The sequence below is a fragment of the Delftia sp. 11MD genome, assembly GCF_050907895.1.
GTDB classification, from domain to species: domain Bacteria; phylum Pseudomonadota; class Gammaproteobacteria; order Burkholderiales; family Burkholderiaceae_C; genus Comamonas; species Comamonas tsuruhatensis.
The window spans coordinates 982,228-1,000,182 of the sequence record NZ_CP194333.1; the positions used below are offsets into that span (position 1 = coordinate 982,228).

The window sequence follows — 17,955 nt, forward strand, 5'->3', positions numbered from 1 at the left end:
TCAAGCCGCCATTGTTCCTGTCTTGTCCTGCCGTCGGGCGCATCATCCGTTTCCATGGCCCGTGTCCTTCCTCCGTCCCTGCCGTCCCTGCGCAGTCTCCACTGGTCCACCGGCCTGGTGCTGTGGACCTATGCGGCGCTGCACCTGTCCAACCATGCCCTGGGCCTGGTCTCGCTGGCCACGGCCGAGGCCGTGCGCGAGCTGATCCACGGCGTGTGGCGATCCCTGCCCGGCAGCCTGCTGCTCTACGGCGCGCTGGCTGTGCACATGGGGCTGGCGCTGCAGGCGCTCGCGCGGCGGCGCAGCCTGCGCATGCCGGCGCTGGAGGCCGTGCGGCTGCTGCTGGGCCTGGGCCTGCCGCTGCTGCTGGCCCTGCATGTGCCGGCCACGCGGCTGGCGCAGGAGGCCTGGGGCGTGGACCCCTCGTATGCGCGCATCGTGCGTTCTTCCTGGAATCCGTCCAGCATGGCCATCCAGCTGCTGCTGATGGCGGCCGCCTGGACCCATGGCTGCATGGGCCTGCACATGGCCCTGCGGGCGCGCGGCTGGTGGCGGCGCTGGCAGCCGCTGCTGCTCACGGCCGCCGTGCTGCTGCCCGTGCTGGCGGCGCTGGGCATCGTCTCCATGGCGCGCGAGATCGCGGCGGCCGGTGTGCCCGCGCCGGCCGGGCCTTCGCCGCAGGCGGCGCAGCTGCTGCGCGATCTGACATCGGGGCTGCGCCAGGGCTGGCTGGCCGGCCTGGCTGCCTTGCTGGCCGGCCCCTGGCTGTGGCGGCGCATGCGCCTGCGCGGCGCCCGCCAGGTGCTGCTGCACTATCCGGGCCGCACGGTGCAGGTGCCCCAGGGCATGAGCGTGCTCGAAGCCAGCCGCGAGCATGGCATTGCCCATTTGTCGCTGTGCGGCGGCAGGGCGCGCTGCTCCACCTGCCGCGTGCGCGTGTCCGGCCCGGCGGCCCACCTGCCTGCGCCGGGGCGCGATGAGCGCCTCACGCTGGAGCGCGTGGGTGCGCCGCAGGACGTGCGGCTGGCCTGCCAGCTGCGGCCCACGGGCGATGTGCAGGTGGCGCCGCTGTTTCGCTCGCCGGCAGCCGCCCAGGCCGGGCGGGGCGATGAGCAGCGCGAGGTCCGCGAAGTGCGCGAGGTGGCCATCCTGTTCGTGGACCTGCGCCGCTGGTCGGGCCTGGCCGAGCGGCAATGGCCCGTGGACCTGTCCTGGGTGCTGGACCAGTATTTCGAGCGCGTGGGCCAGGCCGTGCACGACAGCGGCGGCATGGCCAACCAGTTCATCGGCGACAGCGTGATGGCCATCTTCGGCCTGGACACCGACCTGGATACGGCCTGCCGCCAGGCCGTGCAGGCCAGTGCCCTGATAGACCGGCGCATGCAGGAGTGGAGCGCGAGCTTCGAGGCGCAGTTCGGCCAGCCGGTGGATTTCGGCATGGGGCTGCACGCGGGGCGCGCTGCCGTGGGGCGCGTGGGCTTCGAGCACACCACCACCTTCACGGCCGTGGGCGAGGTGGTCAACACGGCCAGCCGCCTGCAGGAGTACACCAAGAGCGCCCAGGCCCGGCTGGTGCTGTCGCTGGAGGTGGCGCGCCGCGCGGGCGTGGCCGATGGCCTGGGCGAAGTCCGGCAGGTGCAGGTGCGCGGGCGCTCCGAGCCCCTGCCGGCCCTGCATGTGGCGCGGCCCGGCCTGCAGTGGCCCTGAAGGTGGATGGTGGGCGTGGACGATGAGCGTGGACAGTGAGCGCGGGAGCCGGAGAGTTTGCGCAAAGCTGTGCGTTTAGGCACTGACGTGCAGGCGGGCGAAGACGAGACTGCAGCCATGCAGAACGCAATCACGCGCTGCAGGATTTGACAAAGGATTCGCCATGAAGCACGCAAAGACCCTCTTCGCCATCACCGCCCTTTCTGCCGCACTTTCCTCCGCGTTGTGGCCGGGCATGGCCTCGGCCGCACCGGCTGCCACGGTATCTGCAGAAACCTGGTTCGGCGCCGAGCCCGCCAGCTCCGGCCCTGCGCTGTCGCGCGCCGAGGTTCAGGCCGACCTGGCCCTGTGGAACCGCGCCGGCCTCAACGTCTACCGAGAGTCCGATGTGAACCACTGGGATGCCGACTACCAGCAGCGCCTGGCCCAGTACCAGCGCATGCGCAGCGGCCCCGAGTACCTGGCCGAAGTGCAGCGCCTGGGTGGCTCGGTGAAGGCGGCCGAAGGCCAGGGTTCCGGCCGTGTCCCGGGCTGATGCGATGACGCGCGCCGCCACGCATCGCGCTGCCCACGCCGCAGCATCGCCCTGGGCCGACTTCGCACCGCTGCTGGCCCGGGTGCTGCTGAGCCTGCTGTTCATCTACAGCGGCATCGGCAAGCTGATGGGGCCGGAGGGCACCATGGCCTATATCGCCAAGGCGGGCCTGCCGCTGCCCATGCTGTCGTATGCCATGGCGCTGGTGGTGGAGCTGGGCGTGGCCACGGCCCTGCTGCTGGGCTGGCGCACCCGCGAGGCCGCGGCCGTGATGGCCGTGTTCAGCGTCATGTCGGCGCTGATGTTCCACAACCAGTTCGGCGACAAGGGCCAGCTGGTGCAGTTCCTGAAGAACCTGGCGATCGCCGGGGGATTCGTGCAACTGATGCTGGCGCCCGTGGCGCGCTGGAGCCTGGACGCGCGGCGCAAGGCCTCGCGTTGAGCACGAGCCAGTGATTCCTGGCGCTGTGCGTTACCCATAGCCCATGAAACCGGCGCGCCCGAAAAGCCAGGGACACCGAGGAAGGGCCGCCCCGCCCCGAGGGTGTCGTCCCCCTCCCTCGCGAAGCGAGTAGAGAGGGGGAAGCGGCGTCAGCCGCTCAGGGGGTGTCTTTGTCTCACACCTTGATGCCTTTTTCAGCCAGGCGGCGGGCATAGGCGGCCAGGATCAGCCGCTCCGAATGCACCAGGTAGTCATTGAGCGCGGCAGCGGCCTCGGCCGGCTTGCCGTCCTCGAACTGCTGCAGGATGCGCGCATTCATGTCCACATAGGGCGCATGCAGGAAGTGCGGGTCGCGCAGCAGGCCGAAGGCCAGCCGCAGCTCGGCCAGCAGGTGCTCGAACATGGTGTCCAGGCGCTCGCTGTCGGCCAGCTGCACCACGGCCTTGTGGAAACTCATGTTGGCCGTGCCCACGCCGGACCAGTCCTGGGCCTCGCGGTGGCGCTGGGCCGCTTCCACGGCTTCGCGCATCAGGCTGCGCGCCGGGTGCATGGGATAGGCCTGGGCCAGGGCCTGGCACTCCACCATGCGGCGCACGCGGTAGATGTCGATGATGGAGGCGATGCTGGGCGCCGCCACCGACACGCCCTTGTTGGGCTCGTGCACCAGCAGCCCCTCCTTGGTCAGCAGCCGGAAGGCCTCGCGCAGCGTGTTGCGCGAGATCTGCAGGCTTTCGCTGAGTGAGGCTTCCGACAGCTTCTGCCCGGGCTCCCAGGCACCATCGATGAGCTTGCTGCGCAGCTGCTCGGTCACGCGGTCGGTCAGGTTGAGGATGTCGGTGCTGCGGGTCATGGTGGTCGGGATGCAAGGGCCAGAGCGCAGTGTAGCCAGCGCCGGGCCGGTCGCCGGTTTCGTGCAGTGCTCAGGTGGGGTGTTGCAGCCGGGCGAAGGCCTGCAGCGTGCTGTCCACGGCGGCATCGTCGATATGGCGGTGCGTGACCAGGCGCAGCAGGCCGGCGCTGCCCGTGCGCACCAGCACGCCGGCCTGGGCCAGGCGTGCTTGCCACAGGCGCGCTTCGGCCGCGCTGGTGTCAACGCGAACCTGGACGATGTTGGTCTGCGGCAGTTCGGCCGCGCACCAAGCCGGGTCGATGGCGCGCAGGCCCTGGTGCAGGCGGCAGGCGCGCGCATGGTCGTCGGCCAGGCGCTCGACCATGTGCTCCAGCGCCACCAGCCCTGCCGCCGCAATCACGCCGGCCTGGCGCAGGGTGCCGCCGAGCATGCGCCGTATGGTGCGCGCCCGCGCGATGAAGTCGGCCGGCCCCATGAGCACCGAGCCCACGGGCGCGGACAGCCCCTTGGACAGGCAGACGGTGACCGAGTCCGTGTGCGCAGCCATCTCGCGGCAGGACAGGCCCAGGGCCACGGCGGCATTGAACAGGCGCGCGCCATCGGTGTGCACGGGCACGCCATGGCGGCAGGCCAGCGCATGCACGGCGGCCAGCGCCTGGGGCCCGGCGACGGTGCCGCCCCGCGCATTGTGCGTGTTCTCCACGGCCACCACTGCGCTGGGGCAGCGTGCGGAGATGGCGGTGTCCAGCGCCGCCTCCAGCGCGGGCAGGGCGATCAGGCCGCCGTCGCCGGCCAGGCTGTGGTAGTGCATGCCGGTCAGGCCCGCGGCGGCGCGCTCGGCGTTCAGCAGATGGCTGCCGGCCTCGGCCAGCACCTCGCCGGGCATGCGGCCATGGGCGAGCACGGCCACCAGATTGCCCATGGTGCCGCTGACCACGAACAGGCCCGCAGCCTTGCCGAAGCGCTGGGCTGCGGTCTCCTCGAGCGCGCGCACGGTCGGGTCGCCGTCCAGGCCGTCATCGCCCAGCGGGGCGCGGGCCATGGCTTCGAGCATCTGCGGCGTGGGGCGCGTGACGGTATCGCTGCGCAGGTCGATGGCGTCGGGAAGAGGGTGCAGGCTGGACATCAGTCGGCCTTGATGTTGCGTTCCTTGACGACGCGCGCCCAACGCGCCGCGTCGGTCTCCATCTGGGCGCCGAACTCTGCCGCAGTGCGGGGCGTCAGCTCCAGCCCCAGGGACTGCAGCTTGGCCTGCAGCGTGGGCGTGGCCATGGCGCGGGCCACGGCATCGTGCAGCGTGGTCTGGATGCCGGAGGGCAAACCGGCAGGCCCCAGCAGGCCGAACCAGTGCAGCACGGTCAGGCCGCGCACGCCGCTTTCGCCCAGCGTGGGAACCTGGGGGAGGGCCGGCGAGCGTTGGGCGCTGGTGGTGGCCAGGGCGCGCAGCGCACCGCTTCGGATATGCGGGATCACGGTGGGTGCCGAGGCGAACATGCTCTCGGTATGCCCGGCAACCACATCGGCAATGGCCTGCCCCGAGCCCTTGTAGGGGATGTGGGTGATGAAGGTGCCGGTCTGCTGCTTGAACAGCTCACCCGCCAGATGCGTGGCCGTGCCCGTGCCGCCCGATGCAAGGTTGAGCCGGCCCGGCTGCGCTTTGGCCAGGGCCACGAATTGCTTCACGCTCTGCGCCTTGAAATTCGGGTTGACGGCCAGCACCAGCGGCGATGATCCGATCAGGGCCACGGGCGTGAAGTCCTTGAGCGCGTCGTAGGGCGTCTTGTACAGGCTGGGCGTGATGGTGTGCGGCATGTCGGCCATCAGCAGCGTGTAGCCGTCAGGCGCGGCCCGCGCCACCATTTCTGCGCCCAGCATGGCCGAGGCCCCGGGCCTGTTGTCCACGACCACGGGCTGGCCCAGTTCACGCGACAGTTCCGTGCCCAGCGCGCGGGCGATGTTGTCCGAGCCGCCACCGGCCGTGTAGGGAACGATGATGCGCACGGGCTGCGCCGGCCATTTCTGCGCTGGCGCAAGGCCGGGCAGGGCAGCGGCGGCCAGGATGAGCAGGCGGCGTGGCACACCGCGGTGGGAAGCGCAGGGCACAAGGCGGTGGCGTTCGGCAGGCATGGCGAGAACTCCTTGGTGCGGCGAGAGAAAGAGACCATCGCGGCCCGGCCCGCAAGCCGCCACCGGCATCAACCGATGAAGCGCCCCGCGTTGCCCAGTACGCCCAGGTCGATGAAGCTGGAGCCCACATGCGGCGGCTGGCCGCTGTAGTCGATCACAAAGCCGCCCATGTCCCAGTTGCGCATGCCGGCCAGCGCTGAGCGCAGCCTGGCCTGGGTGGGGTCGCGGCCGGCGCGTTCCAGGCCCTCGGCCAGCACGCGTGCATTCACATAGGCTTCCAGCGAGCCCATGGAGAACTCCTGCTGGCCGTGGGCGCGCAGGGCCGATTGGTAGTCGCGCACCAGTTGCAGCCGGGCCTGATGGGGCGCGGGGACGACCATGGTCATGGCAAGGCCCCGGGCATCGTCGCCCAGCGGCTTGAGGCTGTCGTTGGGCAAGGTCACGCTCAGGCCCGTGAGCAGCACGCCGGGCACGCTTTTGCGCAGGCCGCGCACCAGCGCGACCGACACCGTGCCGGCCGTGGCCAGCAACACGGCGGACGGACGGGCCGCATGCACTTTGTTCAACACTTCGGCCAGGTTCTTGCCATCGGTGGCAATGGCCGCCTGTACGGAGGGGGCCATCTTCCCGGCTTCCAGTGCGCGTGTGGCGTCTTCCAGTATTTCCCGGCCGTAGGCGTTGTCCAGGTAGACGATGCCGATGCCCTTGAGGCCCATGCCTGCAAGCCGCTGTATCAGTCGGTGGACCTCATTGGTGTAGCTGGCCCGGACATGGAAGACGTTGCGCGCGCCCTTGCGCAGCGACGAGGCGCCCGTGATCGGCGCCACGTAGGGAACGCCAGCCTCTTCGATCAGCGGAATGATGGCCGCATTGTTGGGCGTGCCGTTGCACGACAGCAGGGCGAAGGCCGTGCCCTTGGACAGCATCTGCCGCACGTTGTCGGCCGAGCGCTGGGGCACATAGCCATCGTCCACGATCTGCAGCTGCAGCGTGCGGCCGTGAATTCCGCCGCGGGCATTGATCTGCGCCATGGCCGCTTCCGTGCCCAGCTTGATGTCGGTGCCGTATGCGGCCAGCGGGCCGCTCAGGGACACCGTGGAGCCGATGGTGATGGCCTTGGCGGACAGGCCGGCCTCGTCGGCAAAGGCATTGCGCACGAAGGCCGGTGCCAGGGCCGGGACCGCTGCGATGGCCGCAGCGCGGGGAACCAGGGAAACAATCTGACGGCGTCGCATGGATTCAGGGCTCGGGCAAGGTGGGTTGGGAGCAGGAAGGGCCATTCACGACGCCTGCCGCGCATGCGCCCCGCGCTGGGAGCGCGGCCCATTGTAGGAGGCGGCCTTGCCGCAGGCGATACCGGCGCAGGGGCATTGTTGCATTCATGTCTTCTATCGGTATTCAATCATCGATAGTTTGCTTGACTTTGGCAAGAACCCTGTCAGTGCACATTGCGTAGGCAGGTGTATGCGGGTTTGTACTATCAGTATGCGTTGATTGTCTTAATCACAATTCGTTTATGTAAGACAAATTACTAGTTTTGTTGAACAAAACCAGGTCGGCAGCGCACTCCTTGCCACCGGGTTGGGCATGCGGGGTGGCTCGACGGCCGTCGCGCACCGGGGGTGTGAAGGGGGAATCAACATGCTGACTGACGTCAATCTCTGGCCGCTTATCGGGGTGGCCATCATCGTTGCGGGCTTCGTGCTGCGCTTCAATCCCATGCTGGTCGTGATCGTCACGGCCATCGGCACGGCACTGGCGGCGGGCTTTCCCGTCGACAAGGTGCTGGCCACCATCGGCACGGGCTTCATCAAGACGCGCAACCTGCCGCTGATCATCCTGCTGCCGCTGGCCGTGATCGGCCTGCTGGAGCGCCATGGCCTGCGCCAGCATGCGCAGAACTGGATCAGCTCCATCAAGTCGGCCACCGCTGGCCGCCTGCTCATCGTCTACCTGGCGGCGCGCCAGCTGACGGCCGCCGTGGGCCTGACCAGCCTGGGCGGGCATCCGCAGATGGTGCGCCCGCTGCTGGCGCCCATGGCCGAAGGCGCGACCCAGTCGCGCTTCGGCATCCTGCCCGCCAAGGTGCGTGACAAGCTGCGCGCCTACTCGGCCGCCACGGACAACGTGGGCCTGTTCTTCGGCGAGGACATCTTCGTGGCCTTCGGCGCCATCGTGCTGATGACCACCTTCTTGAAGGAAGCCGGCATCGAGGTCGAGCCCATCCACGTCGCGCTGTGGGGCATTCCCACGGCCATCTGCGCCTTCGTGATCCACGCCTGGCGCCTGGGTCGCCTGGACCGCATGCTCGAGCGCGAGCTGGCCCAGTACAAGGCGGGCGTCGCAGCCGACGCGGCCAATGCCAACGCCACCCAAGCCAAGGGAGCCTGAAATGACGCTGACCATCCAACACCTGTACTACCTGGTCGGCTTCGTCCTGGCCGTCACGGCCGTGATGACGCTGCGCGATGCCAGCAATCCCAAGCGCTGGTCCAGCGGCCTGTTCTGGGCGCTGTATGCGGCCGTGTTCCTGGTGGGCCATGAGCTGCCCCCCATGGTGGTGGGCGTGATCGCCGTGGCCATGGCGCTGATCGCCGGCTTCGGTGGCGTGGGCAGCGGCCGCCACGCGCCGCGCAGCGATGCCGAATACCTGGCCAGCGCCAAGCGCCTGGGCAACAAGCTGTTCGTGCCGGCCCTGGCGATTCCGCTGATCACCATGGTGGGCACGCTGAGCGCCTCTCACCTGGTCTTCGGCGGAACGCCCCTGCTGGACCCCAAGGCCACCACGCTGGTGAGCCTGGGCGTGGGCTGCGTGCTGGCGCTGGGCCTGGCCTGCTGGCTGACCCGCGAGACGCCGGCCCAGGGCATGCGCGAATCGCGCCGCCTGACCGATGCGCTGGGCTGGGCCCTGGTGCTGCCCCAGATGCTGGGCATGCTGGGCCTGGTGTTCTCGGACGCCGGCGTGGGCAAGGCCGTGGCCTATGTGACCACCACCTATATCAACATGGACATCCGCTTCGTGGCCGTGGCCGTCTACGTGCTCGGCATGGCGCTGTTCACGGTGGTGATGGGCAATGGCTTCGCGGCCTTCCCGGTGATGACGGGCGGCGTGGGCGTGCCCATTCTGGTGGGCGTCTACCATGGCGACCCGGCCGTGATGGCGGCCATCGGCATGCTCTCGGGCTACTGCGGCACCCTGCTGACGCCCATGGCGGCCAACTTCAACCTGGTGCCCGCCGCGCTGCTGGAGATCGACAAGAATGCCGTGATCCGCGCCCAGGTGCCCACGGCCCTGGCCCTGCTGACGGCCAACGTCTTCCTCATGTATTTCCTGATGTTCCGTTAAAGGACGGACTGTTGCCATGACCGATTCCACTTCCCCGCGCATCCTGGTGACCGGCTTCGAGCCGTTCGAGCAGGACCCTGTCAATCCCTCGTGGGAAGTGGCGCGTGCCCTGCATGGCGAGATCGTGGAGGGCGCCACCGTCCACGGCCTGCAGCTGCGCTGCGTGTTCGGCGAATCGCTGCGCCAGCTGCAGGAGGCGCTTGCGCAGCTGCAGCCGGTGCTGGTCATCAGCCTGGGCCTGGCCGGCGGCCGCAGCGAGTTCACGCCCGAGCGCGTGGCCATCAATATCGACGACGCCCGCATTCCCGACCATGCGGCGCGCCAGCCCGTGGACCAGGTGGTGATCCCGGGCGCGCCCGCCGCGTACTTTTCCACGCTGCCCATCAAGGCCGTGGTGCACAACCTGCGTGCGCGGGGTATTCCGTCTTCCGTGTCCAACACGGCGGGCACCTTTGTCTGCAACCACGTGTTTTTCGCGCTCATGCACTGGCTGGCCCAGGGCAAGGCTGCGCCGGGTGCGCGGGGCGGCTTCATCCATGTGCCGGCCCTGCCTGAGCAGGCAGCGCGCAAGCCGGGCATGCCCAGCATGTCGCTGGCCGACCAGGTGGCTGCCGTGCGCGAGACCATCCGCACGGCCCTGACCGTGTCCCAGGATCTGAAGGAAAACGCCGGCCAGCTGCACTGAACCCCGTGCACCGAGTCCGGTGAGGAGAGAACGATGAAAATTGACCTGAACAGTGATCTTGGCGAGAGCCTGGGCGGATGGCGCATGGGCGACGATGCCGCCATGCTCGATATCGTCAGCAGCGCCAACGTGGCCTGCGGATTCCATGCCGGCGACCCGGCAGGCATCCTGGAGACGCTCAAGGCCGCCCGCGCGCGCGGCGCCATCGTCGGCGCCCATGTGTCCTATCCCGACCTGGTCGGCTTCGGCCGGCGCAACATGGACGTGGCCAGCGCCGACCTGGTGGCCGGCGTCATCTACCAGATCGGCGCGCTGCAGGGCCTGGCCCGCGTGGCCGGCACCGAGGTGCGCTACGTCAAGCCGCACGGCGCGCTCTACAACACCATCGCCCACGACAGGCGCCAGGCCACCGACGTGATCACGGCCATGCGCGCCATCGACCCCAGCCTGGTGTTGGTGGCGCTGGCCGGCTCGCCCCTGATCGACTGGGCGCGCGACGCAGGCCTGACCGTGGTGGCCGAGGCCTTTGCCGACCGGGGCTACACGCCCGAGGGCACCCTGGTCTCGCGCCGCGATCCGGGCGCCGTGCTGCACGACGTGGACCAGATCGCCGCGCGCATGCTCATGCTGGTGCGCGAAGGGGTGGTCGAAGCCGTGGACGGCAGCCCCGTGCGCATTGCCGCCGACTCCATCTGCGTGCATGGCGACAGCCCGGGAGCCGTGGCCATTGCACGCCATCTGCGCGAGCGTTTCGAGCAGGAGGGCGTGCGCATTTCCTCCTTCGCGGGTTGAGGAGTGGCCATGCGCTTTCTACCTGTCAACCGCCAGGCCCTGCTGGTGGAGCTGGCCGACCTGGATGAAACCCTGGCCCTGCTGGGCTCGCTGCAGCGCGAGCCCATCGCCGGCGTGCAGGAGCTGGTGCCGGCCGCGCGCACCGTGCTTGTGCAGTTCACCCCCGCCCAGGTGGGCGTGGCCGAGCTGGTGAACCGCATCGCCGCGCGTGACCTGAGCCAGCGCGCCGAGCGCAGCGATGTGCTGGTCGAAATCCCCGTGCACTACGACGGCGAGGACCTGGCCGATGTGGCGCAGCTGCTGGGCATCACGCCCGAGGAAGTCGTGCGCCGCCACACGGGCAGTGAATACGCCGTGGCCTTCACGGGCTTTGCGCCCGGCTTTGCCTACCTCAGCGGGGGCGATCCGATCTTCAACGTGCCGCGCCGCACCACGCCGCGCACGCGCGTGCCGGCCGGCTCGGTGGCGCTGGGCGGCACGTTCAGTGCCGTCTATCCCCAGGCCAGCCCGGGCGGCTGGCAACTGATAGGCCGCACCTCGGCCCGCATGTGGGACCTCGCGCGCGAGCTGCCCGCGCTGCTGCAGCCCGGCTACCGCGTGCGCTTTGTCGATGCGGCCGGCATGGCCCAGGTGGATGAGGCGCCTGCGCCCGCCGTGGCGCAGGCCGCGCCGCATGAAGGCAACGCGCTGCGCGTGAAGGCGACGGGCTTGATGACGCTGTTCCAGGACCGGGGCCGCCTGGGCCAGGCCGGGCAGGGCGTCTCGGCCTCGGGCGCCATGGACCAGGCAGCCTTCAAGGCCGCCAACCGCTTGGTCGGCAATGCCAGCGACCTGGCCGTGCTGGAGACCGTGGGCGGTGGCCTGTCGCTGCAAAGCCAGGGCGAGACCGTGGTCGCCATCACGGGCGCCGATGCGCCCCTGACCGTGACCACGGGGTCCGGCCAGCGCTGGAGCGTGCCGCGCTACCAGGCCGTGGCCCTGGCCGATGGCGACCAGTTGACCGTGGGCCAGCCCGTGGCCGGCGCGCGCTGCTATGTGGCCGTGCGCGGCGGCTTTGCCGTCACGCCCGTGCTGGGCAGCGCCTGCACCGACACCCTGGCGAATGTCGGCCCTGCCGCCCTGGCCGTGGGCCAGGTCCTGCCCGTTCGGCCTGCGGACCGCAAGGCCGTGGCCGCACCCGAGCTGCCGCCCGAATCCCTGCCCACCACCGGGCAGGACGTGGTGCTGGACGTGGAGCTGGGCCCGCGCACCGACTGGTTCACGCCCGAGGCCGTGGCCCTGCTGGCCGCGCAGCGCTGGCAGGTCACGCCGCAGTCCAACCGCGTGGGCCTGCGCGTGGCGGGCGAGCAGCCCCTGGCACGCGCCGTGGCCGGTGAACTGCCCAGCGAAGGCACGCCGCTGGGCGCCATCCAGGTGCCCCCCAGCGGCCAGCCCGTGCTGTTCCTGGCCGACCATCCGCTGACGGGCGGCTACCCCGTCATCGGCTGCGTGGCGCCGCACCACCTCGATCTGGCCGGCCAGATTCCCGTGGGCGCCTGGATCCGCTTCAACCCCATTCGCGCCTTCGAGGAATATTCCCCCGGCGTGCAAGGCGCCCAGCGCCTGCAGAACAATTGAAGGTATTGCGATGAAAAAAGTCCTGATTGCCAACCGTGGCGAGATCGCCGTCCGCATCGCCCGCGCCTGCGCCGACTACGGCGTGAAATCCGTGGCCGTCTACGCCGATGCCGACATCGACGCCCTGCACGTGCGCATGGCCGACGAGGCCTATGGCCTGGACGGCGAGCGCCCGGCCGACACCTACCTGAACATCGCCAAGCTCATCGCCATCGCGCACAAGAGCGGCGCCGACGCCGTGCACCCCGGCTACGGCTTCCTGTCCGAAAGCGAAGCCTTTGCGCGCGCCGTGCTGGATGCGGGCCTGCGCTGGATCGGCCCCACGCCCGAGACCATCGCCAAGCTCGGCGACAAGGTCGAGGCGCGCAAGATCGCCCTGCAGGTCGGCGCTCCCCTGGTGGCCGGCACGCCCGACCCCGTCAAGGATGCCGGCGAAGTGCTGGCCTTTGCCCAGCAGCACGGCCTGCCCATCATCATCAAGGCCGCCTTCGGCGGCGGCGGGCGCGGCATGAAGATCGCGTGGCGCATGGACGAGGTGGAGGAACTCTTTCACTCGGCCGTGCGCGAGGCCGTCACCGCCTTCGGCCGCGGCGAATGCTTCGTCGAGCAATTCCTGGACCGCCCACGCCATATCGAGGCCCAGGTGCTGGCCGACACCCACGGCAACGTGGTCGTGCTGGGCACGCGCGACTGCTCGCTGCAGCGGCGCAACCAGAAGCTGGTGGAAGAGGCCCCGGCGCCCTTCCTCAGCGACGATCAGCGCGCCCGCATCCACAGCTCCGCACGCGACATCTGCGCGGCGGCCGGCTACGTCAGCGCGGGCACGGTGGAATTCCTGCTGAGCCAGAGCGGCGCCATCTCCTTCCTCGAAGTCAACACGCGCCTGCAGGTCGAGCACCCCGTGACCGAGCAGACCACGGGCGTGGACCTGGTGATCGAGCAGCTGCGCGTGGCCGACGGCCTGCCCCTGTCCATCACCGAAACCCCGGCGCCGCTGGGCCACTCCATCGAATTCCGCATCAACGCCGAAGACGTGGGCCGGGGCTTCCTGCCCACGCCCGGCCCCGTGGTGCGGTTCGACCCGCCCTCGGGCCCCGGCGTGCGCCTGGACACGGGCGTGCAGACCGGCTCGGTCGTGCCCGGCAGCTTCGACTCGCTGATGGCCAAGCTCATCGTCAGCGGCGCCACGCGCGAACAGGCCCTGGCCCGTGCCCGCCGCGCGCTGGCCGAGTTCCGCATCGAAGGCCTGTCCTCCGTCCTGCCCTTCCACCGCGCCGTCATCGGCCATGCCGACTTCGTGGGCAACGACGGCTTCAAGGTCCACACGCGCTGGATCGAATCCGACTTCGCCGAACCCCTGGCCGCCGCCGTGCGCGCCGAGCCGCTGCCCGACGCCAGCCTGGTGCGCTGCGCGGTCGAGATCGACGGGCGACGGGTGTCGCTGGGCCTGCCTGCGGTGCTGCTGCAGGGGCTGGCATCGGCTGGCGGCGGTGTGGCTGCCGCGCCGGCTGCCGAATCTGCCGTGGACCCCGCTGCCGTCACCTCACCCATTGCAGGGAATCTGCATGCGTGGAAGGTGGCCGATGGCGACACCGTCCAGGAAGGCGATGTGATTGCCGTCATGGAGGCCATGAAGATGGAGATGCAGGTGACTGCGCATCGCAGTGGGGTGGTGGCTTTGGTGGCTGAGGCGGGGAAGGCGCAGGTGCTGGGGGCTGTGATTGCTCGGATTGGCTGATTTCTGGTTGACCTGTTTTTGATTGTGTTGTGCCTCTGGCGGCAGGAGCCGGGTTTCGGCCCGGCGGCCGACCTACTTTCTTATCGCGCGATAAGAAAGTAGGCAAAGAAGCGCGCCCCAAACTGCCCACGACCCCTTCGCTTCGCTACGGGGCGACCTGCGTTGGGCGGGATGCGGGGTGCGCCGTGAAACTCGTTGCGCGCTGCGCGCTTCACTCAAACATCACGGCGAGCTAGACAACGAAGCAGCCCTGTCCTTCGGCAGGGCTGCCACCCCGCATCCCGCCCAACGCAGGCGTGGGCAGAAGGGGGGAGGCTGGGGAACAGCCAACAGCAAAATGCCAAAGGCCAGAAATGCAAACAGCCGACGCGCCACCGCTGCGCTCGGCTGTTTTCTCATAGAGGCCGAGCGAAGCGACGGCCCGGGCAAACTCCCCGTATGTCCGCGCCTGCGGCGTGGTGGTTGCGGGGTTGCAGTCCTGCCGAAGGACAGGACTGCTTCGTGATCTGACTCGCTGCGGTTGTCTGAGCGGAGTTCACGCAGTGAACGCAGCGAGTTCCGCAGCGAACCCCGCAACCGCCACGACGCAGGTTGCCCCGCAGCGAAGCGAAGGGTCGCGGACATTCGGGTTGTACGTGTCAAGGACATGGGTAACAACTCAGCTCACAGACATGGGTAACACTTCAAGCTCACATAGTCGTTCTGGGGTCCTCGCACATCCTCTTCGTTGAAGCAGCCCAGTCGCACCGGCCCCAGATACACATCCCACTGCCCAGCGGCCACCTCCTGCATCCCGATCCACTGCCCCGCCAGCAGGTAGCCTATGTAGATCCGCAGCGCTCGCCAGTAAATCAAGCCGTTGTGGCTGACCCGAACCCTTTCCCAATGCTTCGGATACTCCAGCTCCGGTAGCTTTGAGGGGTATGGCCTGGTCGAGTCGCTGTAATGCTGGGCCGGCATGCTTTGCTGCAAGGCCTCATGCGGGCGCTGCTGGTTGTAGTGCTCCACAAAGGCATCGAGCTGCATCTGCAATGCCGCTTTGTCCGCCGCAGGCTCTTTGCCCAGGGCATGCTTGAGCGTGCGGTGCATCCGCTCGTGGCGACCGTTTTGCTGTGGCTTGCCCCTCTCGATGCGCTCCGGGCTGATGCCCAGCCTTATCCACCATATCGCCAGGCGTGACAGGCCCGCCACGCCAGTAGTCGCGAACGGCGGACCGTTGTCACTGCGTATGCGCTCGGGCAGTCCGTATTGCCGAAACACCTGTTCAAAGCTGCGTTTGGCATCCTCGTAGTTGGGGCTGTCGTAGACATGCACGGCCAGCAAATAGCGGCTGGCGTGGTCCATGATGGTCAATGGATAGCACCAGTGACCATCGGCTGTCTTGAACTGGCCTTTGTAGTCTGCACTCCACACCCCATTGGGCTGCTTGCTCGTTCGCAAGGGCTGGGCCGTAGGCACCGAGCGTCTGCGTACACGCCTGCTGCAAACAAGCCCCTCAGCCTTCAGCACGTTGTAGATGGTGGTTTTGCTGGGTGTCTCCTGTGGGCCCCAACGCTGCAGGAGCAAAGCGTGCAGCTTCTTGGGCCCCATCTGTGACCTTTGCTGCGTGCGCAGCTCAATGATGGCCCGGCGCTGTGCATAGCTGATCGCCTGATTGTTCCCGTGGGGCCTGCGACTGCGCTCTTGCAATCCATCCATGCCCAGTTGGCGGTATCGCTCAACCCACTTGTAGGCCGTCTTGCGGCTGATGCCGTAGCGCCTGCACAGCTCGCTCAGCGGCACGCCACTGCGCAGATGGTCGGCTATGAAGAGCAGTTTCTCGTCCATGGGTGCGCACTCCTTCCAGGGCATGGTGATCGCTCCTTGGCTGCTGTTGGCTCCAGCTGCCAAGCTTGGATCTGTTACCCATGTCCTTGTACTGATGTGTCACCTATGAGTGTGAGTCGTACCGTCGACTTTTCTTGGCCTACCTTCTTTTGGCGAAGCAAAAGAAGGTAGGTCGGCCGCCGGGCCGAGACCCGGCCTCGAAAAACAACCCCCCGGCAGGGAACAAAACAGATCCCTGGACCCATCAGGAAGACTCAGCGCCCACCCTGAAAACTACGCGTACTGTACAGATCCGTCGCCAGCCGCGACAGCAGCGGCAGACCAGACACCGCATCCACAGGCTGCCTCTCGATGTAGTTGAAGAACACATCGGAATCGAGCACGCCAATGTCCAGACGGCGCGCATCAGGCACGGCCGCCAGCGTCTTGTAGCCATCGCCACCCGTGGCATTGAAGCTCAGCACGAACAGCTTGTACGTGCGCGCCGTATCCAGCGGCTTCCACGTCTTGCTCGCGTTGTCATACACCTCGATGCCCGACACGCGCTGGCCGGCCGCCGCTGCCGCATTCACGTCAAAGCGCAGGCCGCCCGTGTAGGGGTAGGGGCCGGTCGTGCCGCTGGGGCCGTACACGGCCTGCAGGCCGTCCTCGAGCATGCCCTTGACTTCCGTGCCGGTGATGTCCAGGCGGAACAGCTTGTTGCCGAAGGGCAGGACCTGGATGACCTGGGCGGCCGTGACCTGGCCCAGCAGCGGGATGCGCACGCCGCCGCCGCTTTGCAGGGTGATGTCGGCGCCGCCGTAGTGGCGGTTGGCTTCTTCCAGGTAGGCCTGGGCCACGAGCTGCTGGATGTCGCCGCCGCGCACGCTCACGCTGCCTTCGGCATTGCAGGCGGCGCTGGACTGGCTGTAGTTCATGGTGCCGACGCCGCCGGGCACGCGGCGCGAGCACAGTTCCCGGGGCACGGTGGCGACCTGCTTGAGGTTGAACTGGGCGACCTTGTCCTTGAAGGGCTGCAGCGCGGCCGTGGCCTTAGCCGAGGGCGTGGTCACGCGCAGCACGCCGGTGGCGGCGGCGCTGGCCTTGAGGGCGGTCTTTTGCGCATCGGTGGCGGCCTTGCCGGCGATGGTGAAGCTGTCGCCGATCAGCACATGGGGCGTGCCCGTGCACTGGGTGACGCGGCCGTCGGCGTCGAACTGGACCTTGAGGTCGCCGACGACCTGGGCGTACTCCCAGGCCTGGACCACGCAGACGGGGCTGCCGTCCCTGTCGGTCAGGCGTGTGGGGTAGGCGCCGCCCGGTGTGCCCACGCCGGTGGTGTTGAGCACGTCGGGGCCGAGCAGGGTGTGCGAGTCGCCGCCCACGACCACGTCCACGCCGCTGAGCTTGGGCACGATCTGGCGGTCGTACTCATAGCCCACGTGGCTCATGACGATGATCTTGTTGATGCCCTTGGCGCGCAGCGCGTCGATTTCGCGCTGGGCTGCGGTGGCCTCGTCCTCGAAGGTGGTGTCGGTATCGGGGCTGGACGATGCCTTGGTTTTGCCCGCAATGGTCAGGCCGACGATGCCGATCTTCTGGCCGCCGCGCTCCACCACGGTGGAGGGGTTCACATAGCCGGGCGCCTTGGCCGCGTTCAGGGCCGAGTTGGCGCCAAAGCGCACGTTGGCGCTGAGCACGGGCGTCTTGCAGGTGCCGGCGCGCAGGCGGTCCAGGAAGGACTTGAGGCCGCTGTCGCCCTTGTCGAACTCGTGGTTGCCCAGCGTGAAGGCGTCAAAGCAGACGGTGTTCATGAGGGCGGCATCGGCCTCGCCGTCGGCGCCTGCGCGGTTGAAGTACAGCGTGCCGGTGAGCGCGTCGCCGGCATGCAGCTTGAGCACGTTGGGCGACTGCGTGGCCAGCTCCTCGATGGCCTGGGTCACGCGCGCAAAGCCTGCGGCGTCCACGGCCACGGCTTCGGCCTTGCCCGTGCCGGCGTCCAGCTGCAGGGTCTTGCTCTTGGACTCCAGCGTGGAGTGGTGGTCGTTGATGTGCAGAATGCGCAGCTCCAGCGGCTGGCCTGCGGGCGTGTCGTTGCCGGAGCCGCCGCAACCGGCGATCAGGGCGGAGGCAGCCAGGGCCACGGCCAGCGGGCGCAGGGCGGGGCGATGGGAGGTCAAGGACATGAACGGGTTCTCTCTGTATCGGTTTGTCACGGCCGCCGATGCTGGGCAAGGCAGATGACATGGCGATGAAAGCGCCCTGCAGGGGGCTTGACCTTGACATGGTGGCAATCTCTAAAGTGCCTGC

Annotated in this window: 15 protein-coding genes; 9 read left to right on the plus strand and 6 right to left on the minus strand. The window is 68.6% G+C overall.

Annotated elements, in window-relative coordinates:
* The first annotated feature begins 54 nt into the window (after window positions 1-54).
* The 3 genes from ACRSCF_RS04460 (at window position 55) to ACRSCF_RS04470 (ending at window position 2,684) form a co-directional block, all read left to right on the plus strand.
* Window positions 55-1,707 carry an adenylate/guanylate cyclase domain-containing protein gene (locus ACRSCF_RS04460; RefSeq protein ID WP_244387810.1) on the plus strand — a complete coding sequence of 551 codons (1,653 nt, stop codon included), beginning with the start codon at window positions 55-57 and terminating at the stop codon, window positions 1,705-1,707.
* Window positions 1,708-1,870: 163 nt separating this feature from the next.
* Window positions 1,871-2,242, plus strand: a complete 372-nt coding sequence (locus ACRSCF_RS04465; RefSeq protein ID WP_016454396.1) for a DUF4148 domain-containing protein — start codon at window positions 1,871-1,873, stop codon at window positions 2,240-2,242.
* Window positions 2,229-2,684, plus strand: coding sequence for a DoxX family protein (locus tag ACRSCF_RS04470; RefSeq protein WP_223275169.1), 456 nt, complete (start codon window positions 2,229-2,231; stop codon window positions 2,682-2,684). Before ACRSCF_RS04465 ends, ACRSCF_RS04470 begins: the two co-directional genes overlap by 14 nt.
* 175 nt (window positions 2,685-2,859) lie before the next feature.
* Here the strand turns inward: ACRSCF_RS04470 and ACRSCF_RS04475 are convergent, their stop codons facing one another.
* The 4 genes from ACRSCF_RS04475 to ACRSCF_RS04490 all read right to left on the minus strand — a co-directional run bounded on the left by ACRSCF_RS04475 (window position 2,860) and on the right by ACRSCF_RS04490 (window position 6,896).
* The gene (locus ACRSCF_RS04475) at window positions 2,860-3,534 is read right to left on the minus strand and encodes a GntR family transcriptional regulator (protein WP_012207532.1); all 675 of its coding nucleotides are present in this window, start codon (window positions 3,532-3,534) and stop codon (window positions 2,860-2,862) included.
* Between the two features lie 70 nt (window positions 3,535-3,604).
* Window positions 3,605-4,660, minus strand: coding sequence for a threonine aldolase family protein (locus ACRSCF_RS04480; protein WP_016448772.1), 1,056 nt, complete (start codon window positions 4,658-4,660; stop codon window positions 3,605-3,607).
* The gene (locus ACRSCF_RS04485) at window positions 4,660-5,661 is read right to left on the minus strand and encodes a tripartite tricarboxylate transporter substrate binding protein (protein ID WP_047218890.1); all 1,002 of its coding nucleotides are present in this window, start codon (window positions 5,659-5,661) and stop codon (window positions 4,660-4,662) included. Before ACRSCF_RS04485 ends, ACRSCF_RS04480 begins: the two co-directional genes overlap by 1 nt.
* A gap of 68 nt (window positions 5,662-5,729) precedes the next feature.
* Window positions 5,730-6,896 carry an ABC transporter substrate-binding protein gene (locus tag ACRSCF_RS04490; protein WP_016448770.1) on the minus strand — a complete coding sequence of 389 codons (1,167 nt, stop codon included), beginning with the start codon at window positions 6,894-6,896 and terminating at the stop codon, window positions 5,730-5,732.
* Window positions 6,897-7,302: 406 nt separating this feature from the next.
* On the opposite strand from ACRSCF_RS04490, the gene ACRSCF_RS04495 reads away from it, so the two are divergent.
* Genes ACRSCF_RS04495 through ACRSCF_RS04520 form a run of 6 tightly spaced genes read left to right on the plus strand, consistent with a single transcriptional unit; the run spans window position 7,303 to window position 13,839 of the window.
* On the plus strand, window positions 7,303-8,052 hold the full coding sequence (locus tag ACRSCF_RS04495) for a DUF969 domain-containing protein (protein ID WP_016448769.1): 750 nt from the start codon (window positions 7,303-7,305) through the stop codon (window positions 8,050-8,052).
* Window position 8,053: 1 nt separating this feature from the next.
* Window positions 8,054-9,007 (plus strand): DUF979 domain-containing protein, encoded by a 954-nt coding sequence (locus ACRSCF_RS04500; protein WP_016454392.1) that lies wholly within the window; start codon window positions 8,054-8,056, stop codon window positions 9,005-9,007.
* Window positions 9,008-9,023: 16 nt separating this feature from the next.
* Window positions 9,024-9,692 carry a pyroglutamyl-peptidase I gene (pcp, locus tag ACRSCF_RS04505; protein ID WP_016454391.1) on the plus strand — a complete coding sequence of 223 codons (669 nt, stop codon included), beginning with the start codon at window positions 9,024-9,026 and terminating at the stop codon, window positions 9,690-9,692.
* A gap of 33 nt (window positions 9,693-9,725) precedes the next feature.
* On the plus strand, window positions 9,726-10,484 hold the full coding sequence (locus ACRSCF_RS04510; RefSeq protein WP_016454390.1) for a LamB/YcsF family protein: 759 nt from the start codon (window positions 9,726-9,728) through the stop codon (window positions 10,482-10,484).
* 9 nt (window positions 10,485-10,493) lie between these two features.
* Window positions 10,494-12,101, plus strand: a complete 1,608-nt coding sequence (locus tag ACRSCF_RS04515) for an urea amidolyase family protein (protein WP_244387811.1) — start codon at window positions 10,494-10,496, stop codon at window positions 12,099-12,101.
* A gap of 10 nt (window positions 12,102-12,111) precedes the next feature.
* Window positions 12,112-13,839 carry an acetyl/propionyl/methylcrotonyl-CoA carboxylase subunit alpha gene (locus ACRSCF_RS04520; RefSeq protein WP_043791818.1) on the plus strand — a complete coding sequence of 576 codons (1,728 nt, stop codon included), beginning with the start codon at window positions 12,112-12,114 and terminating at the stop codon, window positions 13,837-13,839.
* A gap of 663 nt (window positions 13,840-14,502) precedes the next feature.
* On the opposite strand, the gene ACRSCF_RS04525 is transcribed toward ACRSCF_RS04520, so the two are convergent.
* Both ACRSCF_RS04525 and ACRSCF_RS04530 read right to left on the minus strand, forming a co-directional pair.
* The gene (locus ACRSCF_RS04525; protein ID WP_411165070.1) at window positions 14,503-15,690 is read right to left on the minus strand and encodes an IS481 family transposase; all 1,188 of its coding nucleotides are present in this window, start codon (window positions 15,688-15,690) and stop codon (window positions 14,503-14,505) included.
* A gap of 230 nt (window positions 15,691-15,920) precedes the next feature.
* Window positions 15,921-17,831, minus strand: coding sequence for a bifunctional metallophosphatase/5'-nucleotidase (locus ACRSCF_RS04530; protein ID WP_034364445.1), 1,911 nt, complete (start codon window positions 17,829-17,831; stop codon window positions 15,921-15,923).
* Window positions 17,832-17,955 lie beyond the last annotated feature (124 nt).

Bases quoted from the DNA above. Each gene is read 5' to 3' on its own strand.
- ACRSCF_RS04460 (WP_244387810.1), top strand. From the start codon at position 55: ATGGCCCGTGTCCTTCCTCCGTCCCTGCCGTCCCTGCGCAGTCTCCAC.
- ACRSCF_RS04465 (WP_016454396.1), top strand. From the start codon at position 1,871: ATGAAGCACGCAAAGACCCTCTTCGCCATCACCGCCCTTTCTGCCGCA.
- ACRSCF_RS04475 (WP_012207532.1), bottom strand. From the start codon at position 3,534: ATGACCCGCAGCACCGACATCCTCAACCTGACCGACCGCGTGACCGAG.
- ACRSCF_RS04480 (WP_016448772.1), bottom strand. From the start codon at position 4,660: ATGTCCAGCCTGCACCCTCTTCCCGACGCCATCGACCTGCGCAGCGAT.
- ACRSCF_RS04485 (WP_047218890.1), bottom strand. From the start codon at position 5,661: ATGCCTGCCGAACGCCACCGCCTTGTGCCCTGCGCTTCCCACCGCGGT.
- ACRSCF_RS04490 (WP_016448770.1), bottom strand. From the start codon at position 6,896: ATGCGACGCCGTCAGATTGTTTCCCTGGTTCCCCGCGCTGCGGCCATC.
- ACRSCF_RS04495 (WP_016448769.1), top strand. From the start codon at position 7,303: ATGCTGACTGACGTCAATCTCTGGCCGCTTATCGGGGTGGCCATCATC.
- ACRSCF_RS04500 (WP_016454392.1), top strand. From the start codon at position 8,054: ATGACGCTGACCATCCAACACCTGTACTACCTGGTCGGCTTCGTCCTG.
- pcp (WP_016454391.1), top strand. From the start codon at position 9,024: ATGACCGATTCCACTTCCCCGCGCATCCTGGTGACCGGCTTCGAGCCG.
- ACRSCF_RS04510 (WP_016454390.1), top strand. From the start codon at position 9,726: ATGAAAATTGACCTGAACAGTGATCTTGGCGAGAGCCTGGGCGGATGG.
- ACRSCF_RS04515 (WP_244387811.1), top strand. From the start codon at position 10,494: ATGCGCTTTCTACCTGTCAACCGCCAGGCCCTGCTGGTGGAGCTGGCC.
- ACRSCF_RS04520 (WP_043791818.1), top strand. From the start codon at position 12,112: ATGAAAAAAGTCCTGATTGCCAACCGTGGCGAGATCGCCGTCCGCATC.
- ACRSCF_RS04525 (WP_411165070.1), bottom strand. From the start codon at position 15,690: ATGCCCTGGAAGGAGTGCGCACCCATGGACGAGAAACTGCTCTTCATA.
- ACRSCF_RS04530 (WP_034364445.1), bottom strand. From the start codon at position 17,831: ATGTCCTTGACCTCCCATCGCCCCGCCCTGCGCCCGCTGGCCGTGGCC.